This window comes from Pseudobdellovibrionaceae bacterium, assembly GCA_023954155.1.
GTDB lineage: Bacteria > Bdellovibrionota > Bdellovibrionia > Bdellovibrionales > UBA1609 > JAMLIO01.
Window position 1 is genome coordinate 98,728 of sequence record JAMLIO010000002.1, and the last position, 11,648, is coordinate 110,375.

9 protein-coding genes are annotated in these 11,648 nt (G+C 40.7%); 8 read left to right on the plus strand and 1 reads right to left on the minus strand.

Going from position 1 to position 11,648, the window contains the following annotated elements; translation table 11 throughout:
- Positions 1–76: 76 nt before the first annotated feature.
- The 8 genes from M9899_03255 (at position 77) to M9899_03290 (ending at position 10,589) form a co-directional block, all read left to right on the plus strand.
- Entirely contained in the window at positions 77–835 is a 759-nt protein-coding gene (locus M9899_03255; GenBank protein MCO5113173.1) for an outer membrane beta-barrel domain-containing protein, read from the plus strand.
- On the plus strand, positions 832–2,373 hold the full coding sequence (locus tag M9899_03260; GenBank protein ID MCO5113174.1) for a tetratricopeptide repeat protein: 1,542 nt from the start codon (positions 832–834) through the stop codon (positions 2,371–2,373). Before M9899_03255 ends, M9899_03260 begins: the two co-directional genes overlap by 4 nt.
- A complete protein-coding gene (locus M9899_03265) occupies positions 2,348–6,163 on the plus strand; it encodes a tetratricopeptide repeat protein (GenBank protein ID MCO5113175.1) in 3,816 nt (1,271 codons plus the stop codon). The genes M9899_03260 and M9899_03265 overlap by 26 nt, the downstream gene beginning before the upstream one ends.
- Entirely contained in the window at positions 6,160–6,432 is a 273-nt protein-coding gene (locus M9899_03270; GenBank protein MCO5113176.1) for a hypothetical protein, read from the plus strand. Before M9899_03265 ends, M9899_03270 begins: the two co-directional genes overlap by 4 nt.
- Entirely contained in the window at positions 6,429–8,753 is a 2,325-nt protein-coding gene (locus tag M9899_03275) for an AgmX/PglI C-terminal domain-containing protein (protein MCO5113177.1), read from the plus strand. The genes M9899_03270 and M9899_03275 overlap by 4 nt, the downstream gene beginning before the upstream one ends.
- A 130-nt stretch (positions 8,754–8,883) precedes the next feature.
- A complete protein-coding gene (locus M9899_03280; protein MCO5113178.1) occupies positions 8,884–9,477 on the plus strand; it encodes a MotA/TolQ/ExbB proton channel family protein in 594 nt (197 codons plus the stop codon).
- A gap of 24 nt (positions 9,478–9,501) precedes the next feature.
- Complete coding sequence (locus M9899_03285) at positions 9,502–9,978, plus strand: biopolymer transporter ExbD (GenBank protein ID MCO5113179.1); 477 nt, start codon at positions 9,502–9,504, stop codon at positions 9,976–9,978.
- Positions 9,978–10,589, plus strand: coding sequence for a biopolymer transporter ExbD (locus M9899_03290; GenBank protein ID MCO5113180.1), 612 nt, complete (start codon positions 9,978–9,980; stop codon positions 10,587–10,589). Before M9899_03285 ends, M9899_03290 begins: the two co-directional genes overlap by 1 nt.
- Here the strand turns inward: M9899_03290 and M9899_03295 are convergent.
- Positions 10,579–11,541 (minus strand): HNH endonuclease, encoded by a 963-nt coding sequence (locus M9899_03295; GenBank protein MCO5113181.1) that lies wholly within the window; start codon positions 11,539–11,541, stop codon positions 10,579–10,581. The two genes, M9899_03290 and M9899_03295, sit on opposite strands and share 11 nt — an antisense overlap.
- Positions 11,542–11,648 lie beyond the last annotated feature (107 nt).

An 11,648-nucleotide genomic window follows, 5' to 3' on the forward strand; every position in this document is an offset into this window, starting at 1 on the left:
ATTGAATTAGATACTTACAGTCCAGTTCTTACAGAAATTCTTTCCTTATCTAAAAGCTTTGTTATCCTTTAATTAGATGAGTGTACATATATCAAAACTTTTATTTATATTGTGTTTGGTTTTAACTGGTCAAAACAGTTGGGCTGAGGAATCAGATGTAGAACTGGAATCGCCTCGGTCAGGCTCACAATCCGCACCTCAATCCGAGTCGCAAGTTTCTGATCAGTTAGGTGATCTTGAACCCTATAAAAATATTGCTGTGATTCAAAAGAAGTTCTTCCCTAAGACAGAGCGCTGGGAAGTGTTTGTTTCAGGTTTTGGATCTTTGAACAACAAGTTGTTTACAAGCTTAGGTGGGAAGGCTCATGTGGGTTATCACTTCAGTGAGCGATGGGCCGTTGAAGGACAGCTTTGGTTCTCGGGACAAATAGGAAGAGACTTCACTGATGACATCGAAAATCGCTATGCCATCACCTCTTCGGATTTGTCGACCCCACAAGGCTATCTGGGTGTAAATCTGCTTTGGTCACCTATTTATGGAAAACTAAGTTTATTTGAAAAGACCATAGATCCTTTTGAGCTTTATTTTAGCTTTGGGGGAGGGTTGATTCTGACGGATGACAGTCAAACAGTGCCTTCACTGCATGGAGCAATTGGTCAGGTGCATCCAGTTTCTACTAAATCTACGATCCGTTGGGAAATTGGCGGAAACTTATTCCAAGCCAAAGGTAAAAAATCTTTAGTGGGTGCAAGTCGAGGTAAAAAGGTCATGAGTGAACTGATTTACTTCTCGATTGGCATGAGCTTTTATTTTCCAGAGGTTGAAAGACGATGAGTAAGCAAAATAAAAAGACTCACTTGTTTGGATTTGGTTTAATATGCGCCTTGATGTTATTGGCGGGGCAAAATGTTTTTGCGGCCTCACAAGCTTACAAAAGAGCTGAATACTCGATGAACCGTGGAGAGTATTTGCAAGCAGCCCAAAGATTTTATGACATTACAAAAAACTCTCAGTATAAACTCGAGCATCCGCAAGCACTTTATAATTTAGGTCGAACATTAAATAAGCTCAACCTCAATCAGGCGGCCATTAACTATCTTACGGTCATCGCAAAGCTCAATCGCGGTCCAGTAGATGACGCTCTAGAGGTGTTGTATGAGCTGGGGTTTGAGATTGGGGATCAAGAGTCCTTGGTGTACGCCCTGTCAAAATTAAATTTAAAAAAATTCCCTAAAAGCAAACAAGACCTCTTATATTATAGAATTGGTGAGGTGTATTTAGAGGGCAAACATTATGCTAAAGCCGCAGCCTCTTTTGCGCGAGTGCCTAGTTCAAGTAAGCTCTATGCTAAAGCGCAATACAGTAGAGGACTGGCTTTTGCTGAACAGGGAAATGCTAAGGCTTCTGTGATCAGCTTTACTCGAGCGGTGAACGCTAGAAAAGAGAAAGGCATCACAGACACTCAACGAGTTGGGGCCTTAATGGGACGAGCGCGTGCTTATTATCAGGCGGGTTTATGGGATCAGTCTATTTCTACTTATCGAATGATCCCAAGAGACTCTTATTTTTGGCATGACTCTATTTTTGAATCGAGTTGGGCGTTACTGCGTTCTGGGCGTTTTAGAAGTGCATTGAGTAACTTCCAATCTTTGCATTCTAAATTTTATGATGACAAATATCAGCCAGAGTCCTTGATTTTACGTTCGATTGTTTATCTTTATATTTGCCGTTACGACGAAGTAGACAAAGTTTTGGCAAGCTATGATACCACTTATGGTAAAATGCAGTCTCAGATCAACGCTTATGTATCAGACAGAAAGGCTAAAACTGAAAATCTGATTCAAGCCAATAGAATGTATGAAGATTTAAAAGTTCCTGGCAAGACCATCCGTGACAGCTATAACGGCATTCCAGGTGTGGCTCTTCGTTATATCACTAAAAAGGCCGAGTTTTCTAGATACTATAACTATCTTTTGAATTTATATGCAGAACGCGAGAGACTTCGCAAGCAGCCTGCCAATTGGTTAAAGTCTAACCTTGGGCAGCAGATCACTAAGTATTTAAATGGTCGAATTGAAAACGTAGAGACTTATCTATCAAAATTTGTTGAAGACTCATTAAAGCTTATGGCTAAAGAGTTAGTCGAACTTAACGATCAAAAAGAATATATTAAATACGAAGTTTTAAACTCAAAAACGGAATTAGCTAGAAAAGAATTAAGTGGAAATGACTCAGAAGAGTCGTATGTAGATCAAGAGACGTCTCGTAATTACTACATTCAAAACGGATACGAGTATTGGCCGTTTAAGGGTGAATACTGGTTAGATGAAATAGGAAACTACCATTATGTTGGTACAAGCCAGTGTCAATAATAGGCTGCTTTGCGCAGCCGCCATATCTGTATTGTTTTTTGCATCTACTGTCAGTGCAAAGACAGTAGGGCATGTTCTTAAGGATATTAAAAAAGAAAGAGCTTCCTTGCCTGCTCAAAAAGCCAAGAAGGCTCAAGCCGCACAAAGACCTGCACCTGTGAATCTGCGCATGGTAAGGCCCGTGCAGACCACCACTTTAACTTCACAACCTGGAACATCTGAAGCGCAATTTGAAAAGTATTTAGATCAACAGATTGATCAGCTTTATAAGTTATCAGAAAAGACAAAATCTCAAAGAAACAGAGGCGATGTGTGGTTGCGTTTGGCTAAAGCCTATACGGAAAAGGCCACTTTGGTTGAAAAGCGTTTAAACGAACAGTATGACGAACAATTAAAAGAATATTTAGCCAATAAAAGAAATAAACGTCCTGCTTTAAATCTGGCTCCTTCTCAGGCTTATAACAAAAAAGCCATTCAACTTTATCAGTGGTATTTAAAAGACAATCCTAAGGGTGCAAACATTGATCAGGTGTTATTCTTCTTAGGCTATAACTCTATGGCATTAAATCAAAATGCCTTAGGGATTAAGTATTACGAAAAGCTCGCTAAAGAGCATCCTAAGAGTGAATTTTTAACAGAAGCCAACTTGTCTTTAGCGGATCATTATTTTGAACTAGCAACGCGTAAGGCCTCTAAAAATAGAGCCGAATTTTTAAAGGCAGAAAAACATTATAAAGAAGTTTTAAAAGTAAAGACGCGTTTGACTCCGATTGCTACATATAAGTTAGCATGGGTTTATTTTAAATTAGGTCAACCTAAGGACGCTTTGGTTTATCTCTCTAGACTTGTCAAAGACAGTAAAAGTTCTGATGAAAGAATGGCTTCAGCGCAAAGATTGGCGCGAGAAGCTCAAAAAGAACTTCCTATGTTTTACTCGCAAGTGGGGGATTACACTAAGTCAGTCGATTACTTCAAAGCTTTGTTGCCACCCAATGAAGTGAATAAATCTTTAGAAGATTTAGCGATGCTGTATTCGGATTCAGGAAACCGTGCTGGCGCAAACTATTTACTAGATTATTTGGCAAAAAACGCAGCACTTTCGGATGAAAAGACTTTCGAGTTTCAATACAAGAAGTTCACTTTGGCAGAATCCAAATCAGGCATTGTTAATACTCGCAATGAAGTGTTTACGATGATTCAAAAGTTTGGACCTCAGTCGCCTTGGGGCAAGAAGAATGCGCAGAAGGCGTTTTATAAAAATGCCTTACAGCAAATGGAATTTACGTTAAAGTCTTACACTCTTGCGGTCCATAAGATGGCCCAAGCCAAAGAAGACTTATACAATATGAAAAAAGCCGAAGAGGCTTATAAGCTTTATGATCATAATTTTGCGTCATTTGATAAAAAAGGTGAGATGCGCTTTTTCTATGCAGAATTGCTTTATGATATGAAAGACTACTACAAAGCCGCAGAGCTTTACAGCAGCATTGCCTCTAAAAAGACGGAGTATTCAACAAAAGCAGAATTAAACACTTTATTGTCTTTAGAAAAACTGCTTCCGAGTACAGAACAGATCAAACAGCAAGTGGGTTCATCTACTGAAGTTTTAAAGTTAAATCCAGTAGAAGAAAAATTCAGAGGTCATGCTGAAAATTACTTAAAGAATCCTAAAAACACAGAGAACCGCGTAGAGGTGATGTATAAGTTGGCCTCGATGCTTTATGCGCACAATTACTTAAATGAAGCAGAAAAGCACTTTAAGCAAGTCACCACCGAGTTTCCAAAGACTCAGTATGCTGAGTACTCGACTAACTTGATTTTAGATATTTATAACTTAAGACAAGATTACAAAGGCTTGGAGCAAGCAGGTTTAGAGATTTTAAAATCCAATGCAACCACAAACCAAAATATCGCTAAAGACGTCAAAGATGTAGTCGAAAAATCAGCATTTAAAAATGCCGAGTCCGTAGAACAAAAAGGTCAGCCTTTAGAAGCGGCCAAAGCGTATCTAGAGTTTTACAAAAAATATCCTAAGTCAGAACTTTCAGGGCTTGCTTTGTATAATGCGGCCATCAATTTTGAAAAAGGGGATAAAAAACTTTTAGCTCTTGAAACCTATGAGAGATTTAGACAATCTGTGCCTAAAAATGATGAGCGTTCTATTGAAAGCTATCTCTTCACGGGGATTATTAAGGAAAACCTAGCTGACTTTGTGGGTGCAGTGGCAGACTACGAAAGTTATTTGGCTCAAGTAGCACCAGAAAAGGTCAATGTGGACTTATACTATAATATTGGTGTCATTTATGAAGCCTTAAGGAACTTTCCTAAAGCTCATGCTTTTTTTAATCTGTATGCCAGCCAATCTAAAAAAGATTCCAATGCAAACCTATTATTTAGAATTGCAGAGTTGGCAGAACAATTAAATCTTAAGGCCGATGCTATTAGAAACTACGAAAGATTCAGAACAACTCCTGGTGCTTCTGAAGATTTAAAGATTGAAGCTCTGGGGCGTTTGGCTTGGTTGTACAGAGACACTCGCCAGATCACCAAAGCGAAGCAGGCATTTGATGAATCCATTGCAATTCAAAATAAACTTAGCGTAAAGAAAAATGCTAAGTACGCGGCTGAAGGTTTATTTTTAGCTACTGACAGTATCTATAAAGAACTCAGAGATGTGAAAATCAGTGCCGATCCTGCCAAACAACAGGTGGAATTGCAGAAAAAGATTAAGCTGGTCGGAGATTTACAAAAAGCCACAGAGCGAGTCATTGCTTTAGACGCACCAGAGTGGATTGTGGCAGGATTGACTCGTATGGCGCAAGGCTATCAGCATTTGGCTTACTCGTTAGTCACGGCTCCTGTTCCTAAAGACCTGAATGCCGAAGAATTAAAGGAGTATCGTTCCAAAATTGCAGAGGTGGCAGAGCCTTTTAAACAAAACGCCATTGTGGGATATGAAAAGGCTTTGGAAAGAGCGGCAAGTTTGGGTGGTTATGGGGATTTCTACTCTATAGCTCGTATTGAACTGTATAGTCTTGCCCCTGAAAAGACGTATTACGGTCAGGAAGACTTTTTCGTTATGGAACTTTATGACAATCAAATGCCTAGGGATCAGGTGTATAACCGACTGGTGCAAGCTGATTTAGATGAAGGATCTTTAAAAAAGGAATTGGCAAAGATATTAGAGACAGATGCCAAAAACATCACAGCTCACGAATATATGGCTTATTATTATTATAAAAATAAAGCGTATCAATTAGCGGCCTTACACTTAGATAAGATCAATGATGTGGCTAAGAATAATGTCAGAGTGCTTAACAATCAGGGATTGATCAAGGCCAAGTTGGGCAATGTGGATGAGGCTCAAAATCTTTATAAACGAGCTTTGGATATACAGCCTGACTATGAAGCGGCTAACATCAATACTACAAAAAAATATATTGAAAAGAATGGTTTTGAAACGCCAGCCCCTCATTTAGAAATTCTTTATGGTAAAACTCGCTCTAGAATGTCTAAGGGTGATCGTATGGCTATAGATATTGCTGTCAATCATGGTATTGCCCTGGCAAGACAAGGTTCATACGATGGTAGTGTTAAAATTTATAGCACAGTTTTAAAAGAAGAACCTGGTAATGTGGCGGCTGCTAGAAACCAAGCCATCTCTGTCATCACTGGACTAAAGAAAAAGGACCAAGGTGCAGAAGTGTTGCAAAAGTACAAAAGTCTAGCCTCTAAAAAGAAAGACTTTGATACCATTAAACTACTAGAGGATGTGTTAAAAACATTATGAAAAAAATAGCTATAGCATTTGCAGTATTGTTATCAACAACCTTAGTGTATGCTCAAGACGAGCAACCAGCAGCTCGTCAAAAACAAGCACCTCGAACAACAGTTTTATCTTTCGAAGATGAATTGATTCAAGGTGATGTCAGTTCACCAGATTTATTTGTAATCTTAAAAAATAAAAACTTAAACTTTGGAAAACTTTTAAGATTACGAGAGAACTTTATTCCTGAAATGCGCCAGACACGACAAGATGTTCACGGGAGTCAAGATTGAGCCAGATAGTAGTCATCAAAGTTTTTCATAAGAATCAGTTGATCTCTGTCAAACAGTTTGATCGACCGCAGATTGTGATTGGTCAACAAAGCGATGTGAACTTGGTGCTCCGCCATAAGGACGTCGCCCCTGTGCATTGTGTGATTGAAAAACGTGGTGACGCTTACGTGCTGTGTGATCTTGGTTCAGACGCGGGTGTTGAGGTCAATGATCAAAAGACTTTAGAAGTTGAACTTAAAAACGAAGATGTGATCTCTATTGGAGATTTACGCTTGAACTTTTACATCGGCATTCCTGGTGTAGGCACTAATGCGACAGACGCTCCAAGTTCTGCTGTAGGCGAAGCTTCTCAAGATGCAGGAGCAGTGGCTGCTGGACAACAAAAGGCCTCAGCAGCGTCTACCCCAGTTGAGGGCTCGGCGTCTCAATCTCATGCTGCATCTCAACCGCAAGCTCAGACACAATCTAAAGTAGAATCACAGGCTAAAACTGAGTCTCAGTCCCAAGCTGCATCAAAGTCAGAAGATCTTGCGGCGACTGATTCTGCACCACATGTGGTGAGTTCTCAAGAAGCTCCCGTTGTTCATACTTCAACACAAGATCAAGAAGGGCAACTTTCTACCCAAGAGATGCAAAAGATCAGCGCACAACAGGAGTTTTCTGTACAACGTTCGGCTGCGAATGAACCTGTATCGGGATTTATGCATGTGGGAGTCGGGGCCACAGCTTCACTTTCAGATGGATTAGATTTAGCGGCAGGCACTTATGCTCCTGCGGCTTCTTTTGTAGACTTAGATGAAGTGATTGATGTGAACAGTCGCGGTTCCGTGGTGGAAGTGATGCTCACTTGGAAAGAGCGTATCATTGGCACCTATCACTTTAGCCAAAAACAAAGAGTCACTTTGGGAAACAGACCCGAGTGTGATTTAAAACTTTCTATTTTAGACTTTAAACATGAATTCATTAACATCGACAATGGGGCGCAAATCCGAATCCCGCAAAAGATGGATGGATTTTTATATCGTGGAACTCAACGCATTCCCATTTCGGCTTTGCGTGAAGCAGGCCAACTTCAACTTGATGGCGACAGTCATATTCTGACTTTAGCTCAAGGGGAGATGGTGAAGTGCTTTTTGATGGGCGATAAGATTCAAGCTTATATCAGTTATGTAGAGCAAACGCCTAAAGCTATGGGTGTTCCGATGTTTGATTTTACACCATCGGAAGTTGTGGCCATTGCCATGTCCTTTATCATTTCTGCATTGATTGCACTTTATATGACTTTCTTTGCACCATCTAAAGGCTTAAATGATTTAGACACTTTAATGGAAGACCAGTATCGAGTGGCTGTGATTGAATTTAAGCCACCACCACAAGTGAAGTTCAGACAAGAAGATCCAGAACCTATTCTTGAGGAGCTAGAGAAAAAACCTGTAGTGACTCAAGTGACAGAAAAGAAAGTACAGCAGACTGTGGTGCAAGAAAAGAAAAATGATCCGACTAAAAAACCTCAAGAGACACAAAGTAAGGGCAAAAAAGGTCCTGTTGTGAAATCAGTGGGCGAACAAAAGGGAACTCCACAAGACGTAGCTCCTAATAAAGAAACTAAAAAGACCAACCAACAGGTGTCTAACAAACCAGGTGGTGCGGTAGGTACAGGTAAAGAAGGTGCTAACGCTGAAACCGCCAAGAAAGACGTCACCAAATCAGGTCTACTGAGTGTGATCAGTTCAGGTGGTGCAGCTAGCAATTTAGACAAAGTGTATTCGGGTGCTGGTACTACATTTGGTTTAGCTGACAGTGCCACAGGACATGGGGGCCAAGCTTCAGACCGTGAAGGTGAAGGACTTGGAACGGACCTTAAGAACGTGGGTGCTGGAGGTAAAGGCACTGCGACGGTGGGTATTGCTGGAGTGAACTCTAAAGGTCGTGGTGGTGGTGAAGCCACTTACGGTGGTGCTGGCGGTATTGGTGATAAGGGGCGTGTGTCCATCATCAACGTCGAAGGAAACTCTGGAGAGTTTGTCAGTACTATTGATAAAGAAGCCGTAAGACGTGTGATCATCAGAAACAGAAGTGCTATTAAATCATGTTATGATGTAGAATTAACGAAGAATCCCAACCTTGTCGGTAAAATTGTTTTAGAGTGGGAGATTGTGAATACGGGTAAAATGCGTAATGCTAAGGTGAAGAGTTCCGATGTCGGAAGCGGAGCACTGGCTGAATGTATTATAAATAGATTACGAGTTTTAAAGTTTCCAGACCCAGGGCCAAATGAGATTGCTAAAGTCGCATTCCCCTTTGTCTTTGAGGCGAGATAAGATTTAGAATAAAAACTGCTTAGAGGAGGTTTCTTAAGTGGATCCAACAACAACTGCTGATTTGCACTCATGTCAAATGTATGACTTTTTCTTGTCCAAAGCTTTTTGCGAGGGCGGACCTGTAATGTATATGATCGCATTGATAGGCTTTCTATCTTTGTTTTTGATCATTGAAAGGTTCGTGGCATTAGGCCGTTTAACAGTAAGAAAGAAAAGCGTGATTGAAACTTTAAGAACTATGATTCTTAGAGGGGATATCAGACAAGCTATCACTTTCTGTGATACTAAAAAAGCTCCTTTAACCAACACACTGCAAGCAGGTTTAATCCAAGTGATGAACAAAAGACCTGACGAAGAAGTGCAAGTGGCAATGGATGCCGCTGTGTTAAGAGAGACCCCTCGTTTAGAAGGTTGGGTTTCGTTCCTTGCGGTATTTGGTAACGTGGCGGTTCTGATCGGTCTATTTGGAACAATCATCGGTATGATCCGTTCGTTTGGTGCGGTATCTAAAGCGGATGCAGCCACAAAAGCAATTCTGTTGTCACAAGGTATTTCTGAAGCCCTAAACTGTACAGCAGGCGGACTTTTCGTAGCGATTGTGTGTATTATTTTTTACGGATTTTTCCAAATGCGAATCTCAAGAGCAGTGAATGATATGCTTGAGACCAGTATGGATTTAATGAACTTAGTGGTGTCTAATAGAGATAAGATTTCTAACTCTTAAGATGGTTAGAAAGAATGGAATATAATGGCTCACATAGATGATGGCAAAGGATCAAGATCAACCAACGTAGAGATCAATATCGTACCCGTTATTGATCTTATGAGTGTGCTTATTGTGTTTTTGTTGATCACGGCAGTATGGAATCAAATTTCAATGATTCAGCTTGCAACTTCTGTTTATGGCAAAAAGTCCGCAGATCAAGAGATCACGGAACAAGAGATCAAACAGGACAGCATCCCCTTAAGGTTAGATATTCTTACCAATGGATATGTTTTATTTATTCAAGATCAAAGAACACCTATTTCTATGATCGGTGATGAGTACGACACGAAAACTTTAGGTGAAGAACTCAGAAAGGTGAAGCAGGCCTTTCCAGACAAAAAAGATATCGTGATAGCAGTTGATGACGGTATTGATTATGGAAGTCTAGTTAAGGGAATGGATATCGCTATTAGCGAAAGATTCCCACAGGTTTCTATTGCCACTGGAGGAGTTGAATAATGCCTATCCATGTACCAGGAAAACGTGATCGTAGAGGCCGTATGCGTAATGCGGGCACTCGAAGTGCGGTGTTTGTTCTTTCACTCACTGCGATGGTGGATATGTTCACAGTGCTTGTGGTGTTTTTGCTTCAAAACTATAAGGTGACGGGTCAAACCTTAACCCTCAAGGAAGATGTGAATTTACCTCAAGCCTCTGCTGTGACAGAACTACAACCTTCAAACGTGGTGGTCATTGGATCAGAGTTTATTGAGTTGAATGAAAAAAGAGTAGCCTCTGTGGCTCCAGTCAGAGAAAGCGAAGACTGGCTGATCATTCCTTTACGAGATGCAGTCAAAAAAGAGTTGATCTTACAAAGACAAAAGCTTGAGACCTCTTTAAAATCTCAAGTGCAAAATACCATAGCAGGTATTGATGACTCTCAAAGAATCAACGCGCAAAACTGGAATCAAATCACCATTCAGGCTGATGAAAAACTAGATTTATTAAGCCTTAAAAAAGTGATGTACACCCTGGTCGAAGCAGGTGGCGGAGCGATTAACTTTGCGGTGATCAAAAAAGAAAGACCGCCACAGTATATGCACTTGGATGGCGAAGAGTTTACTGAATAAACCCTTCTACAAGAATTCCTGTATTTAAAAAATTCTCAAATTGCACATCATCAAGCTGTATGAACTTTTCATAGAGCTTTCTTGTAATCACAAGCATGATGTCTTTAGGCTCTTCGGTGGATTGAATTTTGGCGGCCTCGGTTCGTTGTATCAAAGGGTAAGTCTTCATGACTTGCGTGACGTCATCGTTAAATACGATTTCAGTTTTCACGTTACTTTGGGTTTGAAATTCTCGCACCATCTCTAGAGTGAAGTTTGTGGGATTCAGATCAAGTTTCATGATGGCTGAAGGACCAATGATTTTAATCACTTTAGGATTCTCACGCACAACACCTCTTAAGTAAGTCAGAAAGCTCGTAAAATCGCGGCTTAAAGGTTCTACTAGCTGAATGCGTTTGACCTTGGCCACACGGTCCACGATCTGTCCTGCCTCAATAGGGACCTTGCGTGGGTCTTCGCTTTTGTGCATCTGTTCTTTGGTAGCTTCGGGAAGGTTATAAAGATTGTTCAGTTCACGGATCACTTTTTCAGCATACACGGTTCTGACAATGGAAAGAACCGCAATGGCCGACACTTCGTCAAATAGATTCCCCTTGGTCCCGTTGATCAGCTGGGAAGTGGGGACGTAGTTATAGAGGTTGTTGGGTCCCCCTTTGGATTTGGGGATGATATGATCAATGGTCATCTCTTGATAGTTTATGGGTTGGCCTGTGTAGAAGTCTCTTCCACCAAAGGCATTATAAACAGCAAGCCTTAAGTCTCTGTTACCAGTACGAAGTTCATATTCAGCAGGGAATTCAAAACTTTCTAGGACTTGGGTGATGGCTTGGCTCTGGGCCTCATGAAGCAAGAACCGAAGGCACTGCCTTCCAGCAAAGGCTGGTGATCCCCACAAAAGCCCCACACATAAAATGATCCCCGTCTTAAACACCTGTCTCTTACCCTTAGACATAGTGTTACCTAAGACAGATTTGTGAAAAAATCCACCCTAAAAGGCAAAAATGTATTTAATCAAATAGCATTTTATGGCATCTTTAACGAAATCCTAATATATGGGCG